Below are 19,478 nucleotides of genomic sequence, written 5' to 3'. Positions count from 1 at the left end.
GCTCCCTTTTTTTGAAAGGAGAGATGGACATGGCCGGACTGCTGGGCCGCCTGTTCCGGCGGCGGCGGGAGGAGCTGCGCTGCTCCGCCGTGGTGCCGGCTGCGGGGAGCTCCACCCGCATGGGGAAGGATAAGCTGCTGCTCCCTCTGGGGGAGCAGCCGGTGCTGCTGCACACCCTGCGGGCCCTGGATGCCTGTCCCTACATCACGGAGATTGTGGTGGTGACCCGGGAGGAGCTGATCGTCCCCATCGGCCAGCTGTGCCGGGATGCCGCTTTGGAGAAGGTGCGCAAGGTGATCGTGGGCGGGGCGACCCGCAGCCACTCGGTGCTGGCCGGCCTGGGGGAGCTCTCCCCGGACGCGGAGCTGGCTGCCATCCACGACGGGGCCCGGCCCTTGGTGAGCCAGGCGGTGCTGGAGGCGGTGATCCGCCGGGCCTCGGAGTGCGGCGCGGCGGCCCCGGCGGTGCCGGTGAAGGACACGGTAAAGCGGGCGCGGGACGGGCTGGTGACGGCCACCCTGGATCGGGCCGAGCTGCGGGCGGTGCAGACCCCCCAGGTATTCCAGGTGGATCTGATCAAAACCGCGCTGCAAAAGGCCCTGGAGGACGGGGCGGAGCTCACCGACGACTGCGCCGCGGTGGAGCGGCTGGGCATCGGCGTGGCCCTGACAGAGGGGGACTACTGCAATCTGAAGCTCACCACCCCGGAGGATCTGGCGGTGGCGGAGGCGCTTCTGGCATGGAGGGAAGAGCAGTGAGAATCGGACACGGCTATGATGTACATAGGCTGGTGGAGGGGCGAAAGCTGATTTTGGGCGGCGTGGAGATCCCCTATGAGCGGGGGCTGCTGGGCCACTCCGACGCGGATGTGCTCACCCACGCGGTGATGGACGCCCTGCTGGGGGCCTGCGCCCTGGGGGATATCGGCCATCTGTTCCCGGACAGCGACCCGGCCTACGCCGGGGCGGACAGCCTCCGACTGCTGGACGAGGTGATGTCCCGGCTCCATGCCCAGGGATTCCGGGTGGGCAATGTGGACGCCACCGTGCTGGCCCAGGCCCCCAAGCTGGCCCCCCACCTGCCCGCCATCCGCCGGAACCTGGCCGACCGGCTCCAGGTGCCCCTGTCCCGGGTGAGCGTCAAGGCCACCACCGAGGAGAGACTGGGCTTTACCGGTGCGGGGGAGGGCATGGCCGCCCACGCCGTCTGCCTGGTGGAGGAGGACGGCTGACCGCAGACAACGGGGCAGAACCCGACGCTCCTTTCGTGCATACACTGGCACGAGAGGAGCGTTTTGCTATGGTCTACTATCTCATCGTGTGCCGTTCGCTAACCTACGCCCAGCGGACGGCGGCCGCCCTGGAGCGGGCGGGCATCACGGCCTATATTCTCCGCTCGCCCAGAATCATCGCCGGCGAGGGGTGCAGCCACTCCGTCAAGGTGTCGGAGCGGAATCTGGCCCGCGCGCTGCTGGTACTGGAGCGGGTGGGGCTCTCCCCCAGGCGGATCTATATCATATCCGGGGACGGCGGCTATAAAGAGGTGCTGTTATGATCTATCTGGACAGCGCAGCCACCACCCTGCAGAAGCCGTCCGCCGTGGCCCGGGCCATGGCCCGGGCGGTGAACCATCTGGCTACCCCGGGGCGGGGCGGCCACGCCCCCGCCATGGCCGCGGCGGAGACGGCCTTCGCCTGCCGCCGGGTTGCGGCGGAGCTTTTCCAGCTGGAGAACCCGGAGCAGGTGGTGTTTACCTTCAACGCCACCCACGGCCTGAATATCGCCATCCGCTCCCTGCTGGAGCCGGGGGACGCGGTGGTGATCTCCGGCTATGAGCACAACGCCGTTACCCGCCCCCTCCGCGCCCTGGGGGCGGAGGTGCGGGTGGCGGAGGCATCCCTTTTTGACCGGGAGGCCCAGCTGGCGGCCTTTGAGCGGCAGCTGGACGGGGACGTGAAGGCGGTGCTCTGCACCCACGTGTCCAATGTATTCGGCTTCGTGCTGCCGGTTGGGGAGATCGCCGCCCTGTGCCGGGCACGGGGCATCCCCTTTGTGCTGGACGCCTCCCAGTCCGCCGGCTGCCTGACGGTGCGGATGGGAGAGCTGGGGGCGGCCTTCATCGCCATGCCGGGGCACAAGGGCCTCTACGGCCCCCAGGGCACCGGCCTGCTGCTGTGCGGCGCGGAGACAAAGCCCCTTCTCCAGGGGGGCACGGGCAGCGCCTCCGCCCTCCAGGACATGCCGGAGTTCCTCCCCGACCGGCTGGAGGCGGGCACCCACAACATGCCGGGCATCGCCGGACTGCTGGAGGGCCTCCGCTACGTCCGGGCCCAGGGGACGGAGCGCATCCTGGCCCATGAGCGCCGGCTGCTCCGTCCGGCGGGGGAGGCACTGGCCCGGATTCCCGGCATCACAGTGTTCCAGGCGGAGGAGCCGGCGGCCCAGGCCGGTGTGCTCTCCTTCCGGATCGACGGCATGGACTGCGAGGCGGCGGGGGAGGCCCTGGGCAGGCGGGGCATCGCCGTCCGGGCGGGGCTCCACTGCGCGCCCCTGGCCCACCGCTCCGCCGGCACCCTGGAGACAGGTACCGTCCGCGTCAGCGTCTCCGCCTTTAACACCGCTCAGGAGCTGCGCCGCCTGATCCGGGCGGCGGCCGAGCTGGCAGAGCGCAGAAAATAGCCGCCCGGTGCGGCTATTTTTTTGTTGTTCAGAAGCACGACAGCGCGGAGGCGCGCCGTTTTCCGGTGCCCGCTCCGCCGCAGGTTTATTCACAGAAAATTGATTTCCCTTCTACTTGCCAACCGACTGGGAATACAGTATAATAAACTGGTTAAAGAATCTTTGAGCGGTCTGTGTTGGAACAATGACGCCGGCGGTGCCGGGAGCGGGAGACGGTGGACATGGAAGGCATTATCTATTTGCTCCAGCAGTTCTGGAGTATGGTAACCCCGTTTGGAATTTCCGACGTGATCGACATTGCGATCATGTCCTTCATCATCTACAAGTTCATCATGTTCATGCGCCGCACCAACTCCGGTGCGGTGGCAAAGGGGATCCTGCTCTTTTTGGCTGCCCTGCTGGTCTCCACCTATTTTCAGCTCAACACCATCAGTTATCTGCTGCTCCAGGTGGTGGACTGGGGCGTGATCGCCCTGGTGGTTCTGTTCCAGCCGGAAATCCGCCGTTTTCTGGAGAAAATGGGCCGAACCACGCTGGGAAATGTATTCAACAACCAGGAGGAGCGCAACGAGCTGGACAGCGCCATCACCCAGACGGTGGAGGCCTATACCTCCCTGTCCAAGAGCAAGACCGGCGCGCTGATGGTCTTTGAGCGCAAAAACATGCTGGACGACGCCATCAAGACGGGCACTGCCCTGGACTGCACGGTGAACGCCGAGCTGCTGAAAAATATCTTCTGGAACAAGGCTCCCCTCCACGACGGCGCGGTGATTGTCCGCGGCGGGCGGATCGTGGGCGCGGGTTGCATGCTCCCAATGTCGGGCAATGTGAACCTGTCCCGGGAGCTGGGCATGCGCCACCGCGCGGGCATCGGTGCCAGCGAGCAGACCGACGCGGTGGTGGCCATCGTCTCGGAGGAGACCGGCTCCATCTCCGTGGCGGTGGGCGGCATGCTCAAGCGCCACCTGGCGCCGGAGACGCTGGAGCGGCTGCTGCGCAATGAGTTGATGCCAGAGCCGGTGCAGGACGATTCGGCGGCCAAGTTCAAGCTGGGCAGCCTGCTCCGTTTTGTAAAGGGGGATAAGCAGGATGGGAAAGAAGATTCTTAACAGCAAATGGATTTATGTCATTCTCTCCGTCCTGCTGGCCTTTGTCCTGTGGCTCTATGTGGGCAGGGAGGCCAACCCGGAAGTGACCAACACTCTGAGCCATGTCCAAGTGGTGTACAGCGGCCTGGAGAGTCTGGAGGAGCGGGGGCTGATGATCTCCGAGGGGGCGGAGCAGACTGTGTCCCTGCGCATCCGGGCCACCCGGGACGTGTGGCGCCGTCTGAACCAGGGGGACACCACCGTCACCATTGACGTCTCCGGCATCGCTGAGCCGGGAGAACAGAGCGTGTCCATCACCACCCGGAACATCAGCTTCCCCCGTTCCATCACGGTGCTGGATTCCATCGACGTACAGTATACCAGCCCGGGAACCGTGGACTTTACCGTGTCCCGCTGGGCCTCCAAGGACGTGCCGGTACAGGGCGTGTTCAACGGCAGCGTGGCCGAGGGCTACCAGCGGGAGGAGTTCTCCTTTGCACCGGAGACGGTCACCGTCAGCGGCCAGGAGGAGCTGGTAAACCAGGTGGATCACGCCCTGGTGACGGTGTCCCAGGAGGAGATGAGCACCACCTATATGGAGAATTGCAGCTATACCCTGGTGGACGCCAACGGGGAGCCCGTTGCCAATGCCGAGCAGCTCGACACCTCTCCCGAGACAGTGCTGGCCACCCTGCCCATTGTGCAGCTGAAGGAGGTACAGCTGACGGTGGACATCATCCCAGGCGGCGGAGCCACTGAGGACGACGTCACGGTGGAGATTGACCCGCTGACCATTACCGTCTCGGGTGAGGCGGCGGATCTGGCCGAGCTGGACAGCATCAGCCTGGGTGAGATCGACCTGTCCACGGTGTTCGGCACCCAGACCGAGAAGATGCCCATCAATCTGGACGCATCCCTCACCAATGTCAGCGGCCCGGCGGAGGCCACCGTGACGGTGCGGGTGGAGGGCCTGTCCACCAAGACCTTGGAGGTGGACAACATTGAGATCATCAACAAGCCGGCGGGTTACGAGGCAGATCTGGTGACCCAGTCCTGCACCGTACTGGTTCGCGGCCCCCAGGAGGCCCTGGATGCCGTGACCGCCTCCCAGATTCGCATCGTGGCAGATTTGTCCGATCTGGATCCCTCCACCGGCACCCGGACGGTGCCCGTCCGGGTCTACCTGGACGGCAGCAGCGAGGTGGGGGTCGTGGGTACCTACAATGTTTCCATCTCCATTACCAGATCATAGAGAAAAGGTGATCCTGACATGGTTCAAACCGCAAAAGTGACCCGCATTCTGCCCGGCGGGCGGGCAGAGGTATCTGTCAAGCGGCAGTCGGCCTGCGGCCACGACTGCTCCAAGTGCGGCGGCGGCTGCAGCGAGCTGATGGTGAGCTCCACGGTTTCCGTGGTCGCGGCCAACGGCATCGGCGCCCAGCCCGGCGATATGGTGACGGTGGAGTCCTCCACCAAGGGCGTGCTGGGAGCGGCAGTCATGGTGTACGTGGTGCCCTTCCTGCTGTTCTTCATTGGCTATTTCACGGCGGCGGCCCTGGGGCTGCCCGGCGGCGGCAGCGCCGGTGTGGGCGGCATAGGCTTTGCACTGGGGCTGGTGCTGGCCGTGCTGTGGGATCGCCGCGTGCGGAAGCAGCAGTCCATCTCCTTCCGCATCACCGCCATCGCCGCCGGGGACTGATGTTCGGCTACGTGCGCCCCAACCGGGATGAATTGAAGGTGCGCCAGCTCCGGGACTACGAGGCCCTTTACTGCGGCCTGTGCAGCAGCCTGGGGAGGCGGCACGGATTTTTTGCCCGGTTCTTTCTCAACTACGACTTTACCTTTCTGGCCATGCTGCTGGACGGGGGGAGACCGGAGACGGAGCGGCGGCGCTGCCCGGCCCGGCTGTGGTGCCGGAAAAAGACCTGTGCCATTGCCGGCGGCGTGGATGCGGCGGCGGACGCCGGGACGATTCTGAGCTATTGGAAGCTGCGGGACACCGTGGCCGACGGGACGTTCTGGGCGCGCACCGCCGCCCGGTTGCTTTCCGTCCTGCTCCGGCGGGGCTACCGCCGGGCCGCCGGCCACCGGCCGGAGTTCGACCGGACGGTGCGGGGCTGCCTGGAGGAGCTTCAGGCCCTGGAGCGGGAGAACTGCCCCTCCCTGGATCGGACGGCGGACACCTTCGCCCGGCTGCTGGCCGGGGCCGCCCCCGCCTCGGGGGATGCCGCCCGGGATCGGGCGCTGGGGCAGCTGCTCTACCACGTGGGCCGGTGGATCTACCTGGTGGACGCCTGGGACGACCTGGCGGATGACCGGCGTACCGGCTCCTATAACCCCATATCCGCCCGGTTCGGCGGGGAGACGGAGGCCAACCGGGACTATCTGCGCACCACCCTGCGCCACTCCCTGAACCTGGCCCGCTCCGCCGCCGCCCTGCTGGAGCTGGGCCACTGGCGGGAGACGGTGGAGAACATCCTCTTTCTGGGCCTGCCCATGGTGGAGGAGCTTGTGTTTACCGGCCGCTGGAAGGCCGTCAATCAACATAACAGGAGACAGAATCCATGACAGATCCGTATACCGTACTGGGGGTCAAGCCCGACGCCAGCGATGAGGAGGTCAAGCGGGCCTACCGGGAGCTGGCCCGGAAATACCATCCGGACAACTACCAGAACAATCCCCTGGCCGACCTGGCCGAGGAGAAGATGAAGGAGATCAACGAGGCCTACGACGCCATCACCAAGATGCGCAGCGGCGGCTCCTCCGGCGGCTACCAGAGTCAGGGGGCCTATCAGGGCTCCTACCAGGGGGGGTATCAGCGGCAGTACTCCAACGCCTCCTCCGGCAGCCTGTACAACCAGGTGCGCCAGGCCATCAACATGGGGGACATCAGTCGGGCGGAGGAGCTGCTCCGCTCCGCCCCGTCCCAGGATGCCGAGTGGCACTTCCTCACCGGCTCCATCGCCTACCGGAAGGGGTGGCTGGACGAGGCCACCCAGCATTTCCAGATGGCCTGCAACATGGATCCCTCCAACGGGGAATACCGGCAGGCCCTGATGATGATGCGCCAGGGGGGACAGGCCTACCGCCCGTACGGCTACGGCGGCGGGGTGGACACCTGCGACCTCTGCACCACCTGTCTGTGCCTCAACTGCCTGTGCGGCGGCTGTGGGAACTGAGCCATGGGGCGGGCGCGCTTCGGAAAGGGGGCGGGCCGGATCGCCCTGGTGGGCGTTCTGGCGGCGCTTTCCCTGATCGTTCTCTACCTGTCGGCCGTGTCTCCCGCGGCACAGCTGGGCATCGTGGCCATCGCGGGGGTGTTTCCCGCGGGGGCGGTGGTGTCCGCAGGGCTGGGGGCCGGCTTTTTCTGCTACGGCGCGGCGGGCTTGCTGGGCCTGCTGCTGGTGCCTGACAAGGCCAACGCCCTGCTCTACCTGCTCTTTTTCGGCCTGTGGCCCATGCTCAAGAGTCTGCTGGAACGGCTTCCCAGCCGTCCCGCGGAGTGGGCGGGCAAGCTGGCGGTGTTCAACGCCGTCCTGACCCTCTGCTGGTTCGGCCTGAAGGCGCTGTTTCTGCCCTTCCTGCCGTCGGCCCTGACGGCGGCCTGGATGGTGTATGCCGCCGGCAACGTCGCCTTTGTTATCTATGACATCGGGTTTTCCAAGCTGATTGCATTCTATGTGGCCAGGGTAGACAAGGTCTTGCGGAAGGCTTCCTAGTCTGGTATAATTTTTTAGATCACCAAATGATGAGAGAAACGGGGGGAACCCGCGTGGTAAAGAGCATGACGGGCTACGGCAGGGGAGAGGCCGTGGTGCACGGCCGCACCATTACCGTGGAGGTGCGCTCGGTCAACAACCGCTATCTGGACTGTACGGTGAAGCTGCCCCGCGTTTACGTATTCGCGGAGGACGCCGTCAAGGCCGGGGTGCAGAGCCATATTTCCCGGGGTAAGGTGGATGTGTTTGTCACCATCGGGCCGTCGGAAAAGGGGGATGTGGCCATCTCGGTCAACAAGCCGCTGGCCGACGGCTATTACGCCGCCCTGTGCCGGCTGCGGGACGACTACGGCTTGAAGGACGATATTTCGGTCTCCCTGCTCTCCCGGTTCCCCGACGTGTTCCTGGTGGAGAAGACCCAGGAGGATGTGGAGGCCATGGCCGCCGACATCTGCTCGGTGCTGGAGCTGGCACTGGCCGACTTCGACGCCATGCGCAGCCGGGAGGGGGAGAAGCTCTATCAGGATGTGCTGAACCGGGCGGACACCATTGAGGGCCTGACCGCCAGGGTGGAGGAGCGTTCCCCCGGCATCGTGGCCGACTACCGCGCCCGCCTGACGGCCAAGCTGAACGAGGTGCTCCAGAACACCCAGATCGACGAGAGCCGCATCCTCACCGAGGCGGCCATCTATGCCGACAAGGTGGCGGTGGACGAGGAGACCGTCCGCCTGCGCAGCCACCTGTCCCAGCTGCGCCATATGCTGGAGCAGGGGGGCGCCATCGGCCGCAAGCTGGACTTTCTGATCCAGGAATTCAACCGGGAGGCCAATACCATCGGCTCCAAGTGCAGTGACATTGAGACCGCCGGCTATGTGGTGGACATCAAGGCCGAGATTGAGAAGATCCGGGAACAGATCCAGAACATTGAGTGAGGCGGTGAGAGAATGAAGCTCATCAATATCGGCTTCGGCAACATGATCTCCGCCGGCCGGCTCATCGCCATTGTCAGCCCGGAGTCGGCCCCCATCAAGCGGATGGTGCAGGAGGCCCGGGATCGGGGTGTGCTCATTGACGCCACCTACGGCCGCCGCACCCGCGCGGTGCTGATCATGGACTCCGACCACATTGTCCTCTCGGCCCTCCAGCCTGAGACGGTGGCCGGCCGCCTGGGCGGCCGGGATACGGAGCCCGCAGAGGAGGAGAAGGAGGAGCCATGAACTGGAAGAAGAAAGGAAAGGGACAGCTGATTGTCCTATCCGGCCCGTCGGGCGTGGGAAAGAGCACGGTGATCTCCGAGCTTTTGGGTGCCCGGAAGGATATCTACTTCTCCGTCTCCTTTACCACCCGCCAGCCCAGGGTGGGGGAGGAGGACGGGATCAACTACAACTTTGTGACCCGGGAGCGGTTTGAGGAGATGATCGCCGGGGACGAGCTGTTAGAATATGCCGAATACGTCCATAATTACTACGGAACCTCCCTGCGGGTGATCCAGGAGAAGCTGGAGGCCGGCATCGATGTGCTGCTGGACATTGAGGTTCAAGGCGCCGCCAAGGTGCGGGCCAAATGCCCCGACGCGGTGTTTATCTTCATCGTGCCCCCCTCCTTTGAAGAGCTCTCCCGCCGCCTCCACCGCCGGGCCACCGACCAGGAGGAGGTCATCCAGGGCCGGCTCCAGAAGGCCCGGGAGGAGTGCAAGCAGATTCCCCACTACGACTACGTGGTGGTCAACGACAAGGTCTCGGAGGCCGCCTGGGAGATCATTTCCATTCTGACAGCGGAGAGCTGCCGAACCAAAAACCGCGTTCAGCTTCTGGACGCCATTTCATCCTTGGAAGGAGACTGATTGACATGATGCTGGAACCCCCCATGAAAAAACTGCTGGAACAGGTGCCCAGCCGCTATATGCTGGTGAACGTGGTGGCCCAGCGGGCCCGGCAGGTGGCCAGTGAGGCCGAGGACGCCGGAATCCCCCTGGACGACAAGCCGGTGACCATCGCCATCCGCGAGGTGGCCGACGGAAAGCTGGAACTGAACGACGAGGAGCGAGACGAGGCGTAAGCAGCCGATCTGAGGCAAGCGGCGGGTGATCTGATCCCGGCGCTTGCCTTTTCTGGAGAAAGGGGGCTTGTATATGGCGGGAAATACAGTGGCGAAAATCGCCCTCCAGGCCGCCACCTACGCCATCGACAAGCCCTATGACTACCAGGTGCCCACGGAGCTGCTGGATCAGCTGCGCCCCGGCATGCGGGTGATCGTCCCCTTTGGGGCGGGCAACCGGCGGACGGAGGGGATTGTCCTGGCCCTGGAGGGCGGACGGCCCGACGATCCCAGGCGCAAGGCCATTCTGGCACTGCTGGACGAGGAGCCGGTGCTGGACGCGCCGGAGCTGCGCCTGGCCCTGTGGATGCGGGAGCGGTACTTCTGCACCGTGTACGACGCAGCCCGGGCCATGCTGCCGGCGGGCCTGTACTTCTCCCTCCAGGATCGGTGGCAGCTCGCCCCCGGCATGGACGAAGAGGCGGCCTATGAGGCGGCGGGCCGCTCGGAGCGGGCCCGCAGGGTGCTGGAGCTGATCTTTGCCTCCGGCGGCTGGGCCGACGTGGCCCAGCTCAAGGAGGCTTTCGGCACCAAGGATCCCAATCCCGCCCTCAAGCTGCTGCGGGACAAGGGGGTGCTCATCCTGGAGACCAGCGCCTCCCGGGGCGTGGGGGACAAGAAGGAGCTGGTGGCCGCCCTGGACATCCCGCCGGAGGAGGCCATGGCTCAGGTAACCCCCAAGCGCCGTTCCGCCCCCCTGCGGTATGCGGTGACGGAGCTGCTGTGCGCCCTGGGCAGCGCCTCCGCCAAGGAGCTGTGCTATTTCACTGGCGCGTCCAATTCCACCCTCCGCTCCCTGGCCAAGAGCGGCATCCTCCGGCTGGAGCAGCGGGAGGTCTACCGCCGGGTGGCCGTGGAGCCGGGGGAGCGGACCGCGCCGCCGGTGCTCAACGCCGAGCAGCAGGCGGCTTTCGACGGCCTGGATGCCCTGGCCGTTGAGGGGAAGCCTGCCGCCGCCCTGCTTTACGGGGTGACGGGCAGCGGCAAGACCCAGATCTATCTGCGGCTGATCTACGCCGCCCTGGGGCGGGGGCGCACCGCCATGGTACTGGTGCCCGAGATCGCCCTCACCCCACAGCTGCTGCGCATTTTTGCCTCCCACTTCGGGGACGACATCGCGGTGCTTCACTCCTCCCTCCGGGCGGGGGAGCGGTATGACGAGTGGAAGCGCATCAAAAGCGGCAAGGCCCGGGTGGTGATCGGCACCCGCTCCGCCGTGTTCGCCCCTTTGAAAAACCTGGGGCTGATCGTGCTGGACGAGGAGCAGGAGGCCACCTACAAGTCGGAGAACGTGCCCAAGTACCACGCCCGGGACGTGGCCAAGTACCGCTGCACCCAGAGCGGCGCCCTGCTGGTGCTGGGCTCCGCCACCCCGTCGGTGGAGAGCATGTACCACGCCAGGCGGGGGGACTACCGCCTGTTCACCCTGTCTCACCGCTATAATCAGGGCGCCCTTCCCGAGGTGCGCATCGTGGACATGAAGGGGGAGCTGCGCGCCGGCAACGGCACCTCCCTCAGCGCCCCCCTCCGGCAGGCCTTGTCGGAGACCATGGCGGCGGGGGAGCAGAGCATTCTGCTCCTCAACCGGCGGGGGGCCAGCCGCATGGTCACCTGCGGCGAGTGCGGGGAGGTGCCCACCTGCCCCCGGTGCTCGGTGCACCTGACCTACCACTCGGCCAACGGCCGGCTCATGTGCCACTACTGCGGCCACTCGGAGCCGCTGCCCCACGCCTGCCCCTCCTGCGGGGGAGCGCTGAACTTTATCGGCGCGGGCACCCAGAAGGTGGAGGAGGAGCTGAGAGAGGCCTTCCCGGAGCAGGAGATCCTGCGGATGGACACCGACACCATCTCCGCCACCCAGAGCCACGAGAAGCTGCTGGCCCGCTTTGAGCGGGAGAGGATCCCCGTGCTCCTGGGCACCCAGATGGTGGCCAAGGGCCTGGATTTCCCCAACGTGACCCTGGTGGGAGCGGTGTCCGCCGACCAGTCCCTGTATGTGGACGACTACCGGGCGGGTGAGCGCACCTTCTCCCTGCTGACCCAGGTGGTGGGCCGGGCGGGCCGGGGGGGCAAGCCGGGGCGGGCCATCATCCAGACCTTTACTCCGGACAACGACGTGATCCGCTGCGCCGCCCGGCAGGACTACGACAGCTTTTATGCTCAGGAGATCGCCCTGCGGGAGATGCGCCGCTGCCCGCCCTTCCGGGATCTCTTTGTGCTCACCGCCTCCGGCACCATGGAGAGCGCGGTGCTGCGGGCCTGCATGCGCCTGCGCCGTACCCTGGAGAGTTGGCTGGCCCAGCCGCCCCTGGCGGGGATGGAGGTGCAGCTGCTGGGGCCCGCCCCGGCCAGCATTGCCAAGGTCAACGACCGCTACCGCTACCGGCTCACCCTGGCGGCGGAGAATACCAAAGCCCTGCGGGCGGTGGTGGCGTATCTGCTCCGCTGTGCGCAGACTGACAAGGAAAACAGGGGCGTGTCCGTCTCGGCGGATGTGAACCCGCTGGATTAAGGAGGAAACAACATGGCTCTCAGAACAATTTTGACCGACGGCGATCCCGCCCTCCACAAGGCGTGCCGCCCAGTGACCAACTTTGACCAGCGCCTCCATGATCTGCTGGACGATCTCAAGGAGACCCTGGCCAACGCCAACGGGGCCGGCCTGGCCGCCCCCCAGGTGGGGATCCTCCGCCGCGCCGTTGTGGTGGTGGACGGGGAGGACCACATGCTGGAGCTGGTCAACCCGGAGATCATCTCCCAGGAGGGGGAGCAGGAGGGCTTTGAGGGCTGCCTCTCCGTGCCCGGCCGGTGGGGCGTGGTGAAGCGCCCCCTGAAGGTCCGCGTCCGCGCCCAGGACCGGGACGGCAACTTCTTCGAGGCCGAGGGGGAGGAGATCGTGGCCCGCTGTTTCTGCCACGAAATCGAGCACCTGGACGGCCATCTGTTCACCGAGCACACCGACCGGCTCTACACCACCGAGGAGCTGGATCAGCTGATGGAGGAGCAGGGGGAATGAGAATTCTGTTCATGGGCACCCCAGACTTTGCCGTGCCCTCCCTGGAGGCCCTGGTGGCCGCCGGCCACGACGTGTGCGGGGTGTTCACCCAGCCTGACAAGCCCAAGAACCGGGGCATGAAGCTGCTGCCCACGCCGGTGAAGGTGTGCGCCCAGGCCCACGGCATCCCGGTGTTCCAGCCCGTCAAGCTGCGGGACGGCACCGCCCTGGCCCAGATCCAGGAGTTGGCCCCGGAGCTGATTGTGGTGGCCGCCTACGGCCGCATTCTGCCCGACGACATTCTGGCCGCCCCGCCCAAGGGGTGCATCAACGTCCACTCCTCTCTGCTGCCCAAGTACCGGGGGGCCGCCCCCATCAACTGGGCGGTGCTCAACGGGGACAGCGAGACCGGCGTCACCATCATGCACATGGCCCATGATCTGGATGCCGGCGACATCATCGACCAGGCCGCCACTCCCATCGACCCGGATGAGACGGTGGTGTCCCTCCATGACCGGCTGGCCCAGATGGGGGCGGAGCTGCTGGTAAAAGTGGTGGCGGACATCGCCGCCGGCACCGCCGCGCGCACCCCGCAGGATCACGGCAAGGCCACCCTGGCCCCCATGCTCAGCCGGGAGCTGTCCCCCATGGACTTCACCCGGCCCGCCCGGGAGCTCCACAACCAGGTGCGGGGGCTGATCCCCTGGCCCGCCGCCGTGACCGAGCTGGGGGGCAGCCGCTGTAAAGTATTTTCCACGTCCGTACTGGACGTCCATACCGATGCCGCCCCCGGCGCCATTTTGGCGGCGGGGAAGGAGGGCATCCAGTTGGCCTGCGGCGGCGGCACGGTGCTGCGCATTGATGAGCTCCAGGCCGACGGCGGCAAGCGCATGAAGGCCGCCGACTACCTGCGGGGCCACCCCATCCCCGTGGGATGATCCGCCTGCTCTGGACGCTGGCCGTCTCCGGGGCTGTCATCGCCCTGGGGGTGGTGCTGGTGCTCCGGTGGCTGGGTGCCGCCGGAGTCCCGGTGCCTCTGAGAGGCCAGTCCCCGATATCGATCCGCTATGAGGCAGACAGGAAGGAGAGCGCGGCGGTGTTTGCCGCCGCCCTGCTGTTCCGGCTGGCGGTGTTTCTGGCAGCAGCCCTGCTGGCCTGCCTGGTGCTCTATCCGGGGACGGGAGCCCATTGGGCCCTGGACATCTGGAAAAAGTGGGACGCCTGGCACTACGTCAACCTGGCGGAACTGGGCTATTCCGGCTATATGGAGGACGGAAAGCACCTGTTCCTGGTGTTCTTCCCTCTGTACCCGTGGCTGGTGCGGCTGGTTTCCGCGGTAACGGGCAATACTATGGCGGCGGGACTGCTGGTGTCCTCTGTGTGCTATGCGGCCGGGTGCGTGTATCTGTACAAGCTGGCGGCCTGGGAGCTGGGGCGGGAGGCCGTCCGGCGGACAGTGCTCTTTCTCTCCGTCTTTCCCTATGCCTTTTTCTTCGGCGGGGTGATGACCGAGGGCCTGTTCCTGCTCACCACCGCCGCATCCCTGTGGCACATCCGCCGCCACCGCTGGTGGCGGGCGGGGCTGTGGGGCACTCTGGCCGCCATGACCCGGATGCACGGCCTGCTGCTCATCGGCGCCGCCGGGGCGGAGCTGGTGGAGCACCTGGGGCACTTCGACTGGAGGGCCATCCTCCGCCGTCTCCCGGCGGTGCTGCTGCCGGCGGCGGGCAGTCTGGTCTACCTGGGCCTCAACGCCGCCGTGACCGGCGACCCCTTCGCCTTCACGGTGATGCAGGAGCACTGGAGCCAGGGGTTCTGCTGGATCTCCGACACCCTGTGGTATGTGCTGGAAAATGCCCGATCCTATCCCACGGTATCCATCCGTTATGAGATCTGGATTCCCACGCTGGCCATGTTCCCCCTCTTTTTCGCGTTGCTCTGTTATGCCTGGAAGCGGTTCCGGAGCATGTACACCCTCTACGCCTTTGTCTATCTGGTGCTGAACTACTCCCTGTCCTGGCTGCTCAGCGCCGGGCGGTATCTGTCCTGCGCCCTGCCGTTCTTCCTGTTTGCCGCCGCGCTGACGGAGAAGCGGCCCTGGCTCACCGCCCTGCTGGCGGGGGGCATGGGGGCGGGATTCCTGATCAATCTGACGGTCTACCTGACCGGAGGACAGATCATGTAACCAGCGTGTCAAAAAAGTGGCTTTCGCCACTTTTTTGAGAAAGCTGCATGGCAGAAGGGGTTCGATTTCTTACGAAATAGTCACCCCTCCCGCCATGAGAAGTGTCATTTCCGAGGCGCATGTCCCCGGAAATGACGGATTTTGATTTTATTCCGTCATCTGCGGATGACGGAACTCTGCGAGGCTTTCCCTGCGGGGGAGTTTTTTGACAATCTGCATGTAACGCCCTTTCACGGAGGTTTCTATGCCCTTTTTCTACTACTACGCCCCCTACTACTGGATGATTTTGGTGCCCGCCATGCTCATCGCCCTGCTGGCCCAGCTCAACGTGTCCTCCACCTTCAACCGCTATTCCCGGGTGGCCAGCCGGCGGGGCTTCACCGGCGCCCAGGCGGCGGAGGAGGTGCTCCGGGCCCACGGCGTGTACAACGTGCGCATTGAGCGGGTGTCCGGCCGGCTCAGCGACCACTACGACCCCCGGAGCAACGTGATCCGCCTGTCCGACGCGGTGTACGGCTCCACCAGCATCGCCTCCCTGGGTGTGGCCGCCCACGAGGCGGGCCACGCCGTCCAGTACGCGGTGGGGTACGGCCCCATCAAGCTGCGTACCGCCATCATCCCGGTGTGCAATATCGGCTCCCAGCTGTCTATTGTGCTCATCATCCTGGGCCTGGTGCTCTATTTCCCGGCCCTGTTCGGCGTCGGAGTGATCCTCTTCGCCCTGGCGGTGGTGGGGCAGATCGTCACCCTGCCGGTGGAGTTCAACGCCTCCCGCCGGGCCATCCAGAGCCTGTCGGGCACCGGCCTGCTGGACGACCAGGAGCTGCGGGGGGCCCGGAAGGTGCTCACCGCCGCGGCCCTGACCTATGTGGCCGCCCTGCTGGTGTCCCTGGCCCAGCTGCTGCGCTATCTGCTGGCCTTCGGCGGCCGGCGGAGGAGCTGAAATGGGTACGGCTCGGAACGTGGCGCTGGACGCCCTGGTGGCCTGTGAAAAGCAGGGGGCCTGGTCGGACGGCTATCTGAAAAAGGCCATCAAGGCGGCGGAGCTGGACGGCCGGGACGCCGCCCTGGCTACCCGCCTGTGCTTCGGTGTGCTCCAAAACCGGATGCTGCTGGATTTTTACCTGTCCCAGATGTGCACCACCCGGCTGGAGAAGCTGGAGGCGCCCATCCGCAACCTGCTGCGGCTGGGGGCTTATCAGATTTTATATCTGGATCGGGTGCCAGACCATGCCGCCGTCAGCGAGACGGTGTCCCTGGCCCGGAAGAAGGCCAAAAACCCCCGGGCCGCCGGGCTGGTCAACGGGGTGCTGCGCAGTCTGGTGCGGCAGAAGGACTCCCTGCTTGAGCCGCCGGATCCGGCCACCCGGTACAGCCACCCCAAGTGGCTGGCGGACGAGTTTGCCCGGCGGCTGGGCGTGGAAGAGGCGGAGGCCCTGCTGGAAGCCGACAACGGGGAGCCCCCCACCTGCGCCCAGGTGAACACGCTGAAAACCACGGCGGAGGCCCTGGCAACCTCCCTCAAAAGCCAGGGGGTGGAGGCGGAGTCCCACCCCTGGCTGCCAAACTGCCTCCTGCTCCGCCACACAGGGAGCCTGGAGGGGCTGGAGGAATTCCAGCAGGGCCTCTTTTACATCCAGGACGCCGCTGCCAGGCTGGCGGTGACGGCGGCCGATCCCCGGCCGGGGATGCGGGTGCTGGACGCCTGCGCCGCCCCCGGCGGCAAGTCCTTCGCCGCCGCCATCGCCATGGGGGACAGGGGAGAGGTGGTTTCCTGCGACATCCACCCCCACAAGGAGAAGCTGATCCAGGCGGGCGCCGCCCGGCTGGGCCTGACCTGTATCCGGACGGAAGTGCTGGACGGCAAGAGCTGTAAAGAGGAATTCCTGGACAGCTTTGATCTGGTGATCGCCGATGTGCCCTGCTCCGGGCTGGGCATCATCCGCAAGAAGCCGGATATCCGCTACAAGGATCCTAAGCCGCTGGAGAACTTACCAAGCGTACAGGCCGCCATTCTGGACAGCGTGGCCCGCTATGTGCGCCCGGGAGGCGTGCTCCTCTACGCCACCTGTACCCTGCTGGAGCGGGAGAACGAGGGCGTGGTGAGGGCATTTTTGGACAGGTGTAAAGACTTTACACCGGAGAGGTTCCAGTTGCCCGGAGAATTTGAGGATGCTGAGACGGGCATGGTGACCTGCTGGCCTCACCGGCACGATACCGATGGCTTTTTCTTCGCCAAGCTCAGGAGGACTAAAGATGGAGACATATGAGGTGCATCCCCGTGCAGGGCTGGGGCCCTTCCGCCTGGGCATGACCCGGGAGGAGGCAGAGAAGCTCCGGGCCCGGCTGGGCCTGCCTGAGCCCCCTGACTCCTTCTACCTGGAGTATGAGGAAGGCCGCTTGTCCCGGATCGGGCTGAACGCGGCGGAGAATGTCCGGATTCTGTACCGCGGTCTGGATCTGATCCACACCCATGCGGAGGATGTGATTGCCGCCCTGTCGAAGGAGTCCGGCTTTGTGTGCGACTGTGCGGATCATGATCTGGCGGATACTTACGACTTTCCAGCGCTGGGACTGGAGCTGTGGCGGGAGGAGCCCTATCATCCCAAGCTGCTGGAGGAGCCCGGCTTTCAGCGTATGCTTGCCCGGGATCCCTTTACAGACTATCGGCTTGGCTGGTATTTTCTTCAGGTTTGGGTGCAGGCGGATCAGTTCCGGGCTGATTTCCCCCTGAGGGAGTGCCCTGCCCCGGATTACGATTCCTGGTTTTTGCAGCAGGAGGAGCCAGAGCCCATTCCACCGGAGCGGCTGGCGGCGGTGGCAAAAAAATACGGCCTGGAGCCGCCGGGCGTACACGGCAGAGGAGAGGAACCATGACCGACATCAAATCCATGAACCTGGCGGAGATGTCCGCCTACTTCAAGGAGCTGGGGGAGCCGGCCTTCCGGGCCAGGCAGGTGTTCCAGTGGCTCCACCGGGGCGTATCCTCCTTTGACGAGATGACCAACCTGTCCAAGGCCCTGCGGGAGAAGCTGGCCGCCGCCTGCGTGCTCTGCCCGCCCCGGGTGGAGCGCAAGCAGGTCTCCGCCCAGGACGGCACCATCAAGTATCTGTGGCGGCTGGGGGACGGAAACTGCATTGAGACGGTTTTGATGCGCTACCATCATGGGAATACTGTGTGCATCTCCTCCCAGGTGGGGTGCCGCATGGGCTGCGCCTTCTGCGCCTCCACCCTGGGGGGGAAGATCCGGGATCTCACCCCCGCCGAGATGGTGGATCAGGTGCTCTTTACCCAGCTGGACTCCGGCGTGCCGGTAAGCAACATCGTGCTCATGGGCATCGGCGAGCCGCTGGACAATTTCGACACCGTGCTCCGCTTTCTGGAGCTGGTGAACAGCCCCGAGGGACTGAACATCGGCATGCGGCATATCTCCCTGTCCACCTGCGGGCTCACTGAAAAAATTGACAAGCTGGCCGATTATCAGTTACAATTAACGTTGTCTGTGTCCCTGCACGCGCCGGACGACGAGACCCGGAGCCGGATCATGCCGGTGAACCGGGGCATCGGGGTGGAGAAGCTCTTTGCCGCCTGCCGCCGGTATTTTGAAAAGACCGGCCGGCGCATCTCCTATGAGTACGCCATGATCGACGGGGTCAACGACGCCGACTGGCAGGCGGATCTGCTGGCCCGGCACCTGAAGGGCACGCCGGGACACGTAAACCTGATCCCCCTGAACCATGTGGAGGAGAGCCCCCTGAAGCCCAGCCGCCGGGTGGCCGCCTTCCAGAAGCGCCTGGAGAGCCACGGCGTCACCGCCACGGTGCGCCGCAAGCTGGGGGGAGACATCGACGCCTCCTGCGGCCAGCTCCGGCGCAAGCAGATCCAGGGACAGCTATGACAAAAGACCGGCCCGTGCCTGGCCGCGCAGGGCATGAGCCGGGGGATACAAGTGCGGAAAAGAGGAAAACCAGTATGATACATGCATGGGGAATTACCGACAAAGGGGCGGTAAGAACGCAGAACCAGGATGGATACTACTTAGATGTTCCCTCGGAGCACCTGGCCGTCGGCGTGGTATGCGACGGCATGGGTGGCGCCAAGGCGGGCAATGTGGCCAGCCTGGTGGCGGTGGAGACCTTCGTGGACGCCCTCAAGGAGATGGGCAGCCAGGAGGAGTCCCGGCCGGCCGCCGTCCTGGCCCAGGCCGCCGAGACAGCCAACTCCGCGGTGTTTCACCGGGCGGCCACCGACCCGGACTGCCGGGGCATGGGCACCACCATGGTGGCTGCCCTGGTGGTGGAGCGGATGGCCTACCTGCTCAACATCGGGGACAGCCGGGCCTACCATGTCAACGACCAGGGCATCGCCCGCCTGACCCGGGATCACTCGGTGGTGGAGGACATGGTGGCCCGGGGGGACATCACTCCGGAGGAGGCCCGCAACCACCCGCGGAAGAACCTGATCACCCGGGCCCTGGGCTCGGAGGAGCACATCCGGGCGGATCTCTACGAGAAGGAGCTTCAGCCGGGGGACTTCCTGCTGCTGTGCTCCGACGGACTGAGCAACATCGTGACGGATCAGGAGCTGCTCTACGAGGTGATCCACGGCGGGGAGCCGGCGGACTGCTGCCAGCGGCTGCTGAACATCACCATGTCCCGAGGGGCGCCGGACAACGTGACGGCGGTTCTCATCCAGATTGCAGAATAAGGGGGTAA

23 protein-coding genes are annotated in these 19,478 nt (G+C 65.7%); all 23 read left to right on the top strand.

Features of this window, described 5'->3' with window-relative positions:
• Positions 1–29 precede the first annotated feature (29 nt).
• Positions 30–758, top strand: coding sequence for a 2-C-methyl-D-erythritol 4-phosphate cytidylyltransferase (gene ispD, locus QZ378_RS00740; protein WP_291256982.1), 729 nt, complete (start codon positions 30–32; stop codon positions 756–758).
• A complete protein-coding gene (gene ispF / locus QZ378_RS00735) occupies positions 755–1,231 on the top strand; it encodes a 2-C-methyl-D-erythritol 2,4-cyclodiphosphate synthase (protein WP_291256981.1) in 477 nt (158 codons plus the stop codon). Before ispD ends, ispF begins: the two co-directional genes overlap by 4 nt.
• Positions 1,232–1,299: 68 nt before the next feature.
• A complete protein-coding gene (locus QZ378_RS00730; RefSeq protein ID WP_191528671.1) occupies positions 1,300–1,554 on the top strand; it encodes a DUF3343 domain-containing protein in 255 nt (84 codons plus the stop codon).
• Positions 1,551–2,678, top strand: a complete 1,128-nt coding sequence (locus tag QZ378_RS00725) for an aminotransferase class V-fold PLP-dependent enzyme (RefSeq protein WP_191528670.1) — start codon at positions 1,551–1,553, stop codon at positions 2,676–2,678. Before QZ378_RS00730 ends, QZ378_RS00725 begins: the two co-directional genes overlap by 4 nt.
• A 221-nt stretch (positions 2,679–2,899) precedes the next feature.
• A complete protein-coding gene (cdaA, locus tag QZ378_RS00720; RefSeq protein ID WP_087240279.1) occupies positions 2,900–3,787 on the top strand; it encodes a diadenylate cyclase CdaA in 888 nt (295 codons plus the stop codon).
• Entirely contained in the window at positions 3,768–5,018 is a 1,251-nt protein-coding gene (locus QZ378_RS00715; RefSeq protein ID WP_291256980.1) for a CdaR family protein, read from the top strand. The genes cdaA and QZ378_RS00715 overlap by 20 nt, the downstream gene beginning before the upstream one ends.
• Before the next feature lie 18 nt (positions 5,019–5,036).
• Positions 5,037–5,465 (top strand): SoxR reducing system RseC family protein, encoded by a 429-nt coding sequence (locus QZ378_RS00710; RefSeq protein ID WP_191378754.1) that lies wholly within the window; start codon positions 5,037–5,039, stop codon positions 5,463–5,465.
• On the top strand, positions 5,465–6,334 hold the full coding sequence (locus QZ378_RS00705) for a DUF5685 family protein (protein ID WP_191378755.1): 870 nt from the start codon (positions 5,465–5,467) through the stop codon (positions 6,332–6,334). The genes QZ378_RS00710 and QZ378_RS00705 overlap by 1 nt, the downstream gene beginning before the upstream one ends.
• Complete coding sequence (locus tag QZ378_RS00700; RefSeq protein WP_087240287.1) at positions 6,331–6,945, top strand: DnaJ domain-containing protein; 615 nt, start codon at positions 6,331–6,333, stop codon at positions 6,943–6,945. Before QZ378_RS00705 ends, QZ378_RS00700 begins: the two co-directional genes overlap by 4 nt.
• 3 nt (positions 6,946–6,948) lie before the next feature.
• Positions 6,949–7,485: a hypothetical protein gene (locus tag QZ378_RS00695; protein ID WP_191528666.1), complete on the top strand. Its 537-nt coding sequence runs from the start codon at positions 6,949–6,951 to the stop codon at positions 7,483–7,485.
• Positions 7,486–7,538: 53 nt separating this feature from the next.
• A complete protein-coding gene (locus QZ378_RS00690) occupies positions 7,539–8,417 on the top strand; it encodes a YicC/YloC family endoribonuclease (protein ID WP_087240292.1) in 879 nt (292 codons plus the stop codon).
• Positions 8,418–8,429: 12 nt separating this feature from the next.
• Complete coding sequence (gene remA / locus QZ378_RS00685; RefSeq protein ID WP_087240294.1) at positions 8,430–8,702, top strand: extracellular matrix/biofilm regulator RemA; 273 nt, start codon at positions 8,430–8,432, stop codon at positions 8,700–8,702.
• A complete protein-coding gene (gmk, locus tag QZ378_RS00680; RefSeq protein ID WP_087240297.1) occupies positions 8,699–9,328 on the top strand; it encodes a guanylate kinase in 630 nt (209 codons plus the stop codon). The genes remA and gmk overlap by 4 nt, the downstream gene beginning before the upstream one ends.
• Before the next feature lie 5 nt (positions 9,329–9,333).
• The gene (gene rpoZ / locus QZ378_RS00675; RefSeq protein ID WP_087240299.1) at positions 9,334–9,543 is read left to right on the top strand and encodes a DNA-directed RNA polymerase subunit omega; all 210 of its coding nucleotides are present in this window, start codon (positions 9,334–9,336) and stop codon (positions 9,541–9,543) included.
• Positions 9,544–9,616: 73 nt separating this feature from the next.
• Positions 9,617–12,094 carry a primosomal protein N' gene (priA, locus tag QZ378_RS00670; RefSeq protein ID WP_291256979.1) on the top strand — a complete coding sequence of 826 codons (2,478 nt, stop codon included), beginning with the start codon at positions 9,617–9,619 and terminating at the stop codon, positions 12,092–12,094.
• A 12-nt stretch (positions 12,095–12,106) separates the two neighbouring features.
• Positions 12,107–12,598, top strand: a complete 492-nt coding sequence (gene def, locus QZ378_RS00665; RefSeq protein ID WP_291256978.1) for a peptide deformylase — start codon at positions 12,107–12,109, stop codon at positions 12,596–12,598.
• Positions 12,595–13,515 (top strand): methionyl-tRNA formyltransferase, encoded by a 921-nt coding sequence (gene fmt, locus QZ378_RS00660; RefSeq protein WP_291256977.1) that lies wholly within the window; start codon positions 12,595–12,597, stop codon positions 13,513–13,515. Before def ends, fmt begins: the two co-directional genes overlap by 4 nt.
• Positions 13,512–14,762, top strand: coding sequence for a glycosyltransferase family 39 protein (locus QZ378_RS00655; protein WP_291256976.1), 1,251 nt, complete (start codon positions 13,512–13,514; stop codon positions 14,760–14,762). The genes fmt and QZ378_RS00655 overlap by 4 nt, the downstream gene beginning before the upstream one ends.
• Before the next feature lie 244 nt (positions 14,763–15,006).
• Positions 15,007–15,705, top strand: coding sequence for a zinc metallopeptidase (locus QZ378_RS00650; protein WP_291256975.1), 699 nt, complete (start codon positions 15,007–15,009; stop codon positions 15,703–15,705).
• 1 nt (position 15,706) lies between these two features.
• Complete coding sequence (rsmB, locus tag QZ378_RS00645; protein ID WP_291256974.1) at positions 15,707–17,032, top strand: 16S rRNA (cytosine(967)-C(5))-methyltransferase RsmB; 1,326 nt, start codon at positions 15,707–15,709, stop codon at positions 17,030–17,032.
• A complete protein-coding gene (locus QZ378_RS00640) occupies positions 17,019–17,639 on the top strand; it encodes a hypothetical protein (protein WP_191378763.1) in 621 nt (206 codons plus the stop codon). The genes rsmB and QZ378_RS00640 overlap by 14 nt, the downstream gene beginning before the upstream one ends.
• On the top strand, positions 17,636–18,661 hold the full coding sequence (gene rlmN, locus QZ378_RS00635; RefSeq protein WP_291256973.1) for a 23S rRNA (adenine(2503)-C(2))-methyltransferase RlmN: 1,026 nt from the start codon (positions 17,636–17,638) through the stop codon (positions 18,659–18,661). Before QZ378_RS00640 ends, rlmN begins: the two co-directional genes overlap by 4 nt.
• 74 nt (positions 18,662–18,735) lie before the next feature.
• Positions 18,736–19,470 (top strand): Stp1/IreP family PP2C-type Ser/Thr phosphatase, encoded by a 735-nt coding sequence (locus tag QZ378_RS00630; protein WP_087240315.1) that lies wholly within the window; start codon positions 18,736–18,738, stop codon positions 19,468–19,470.
• Positions 19,471–19,478 lie beyond the last annotated feature (8 nt).

The sequence above is a fragment of the Flavonifractor sp. genome, from assembly GCF_019422385.1.
Classification (GTDB): domain Bacteria; phylum Bacillota; class Clostridia; order Oscillospirales; family Oscillospiraceae; genus Flavonifractor; species Flavonifractor avistercoris.
The sequence above is the reverse complement of the archived record's forward strand: the minus strand, read 5'-3'. Positions and strand labels throughout refer to the sequence as shown.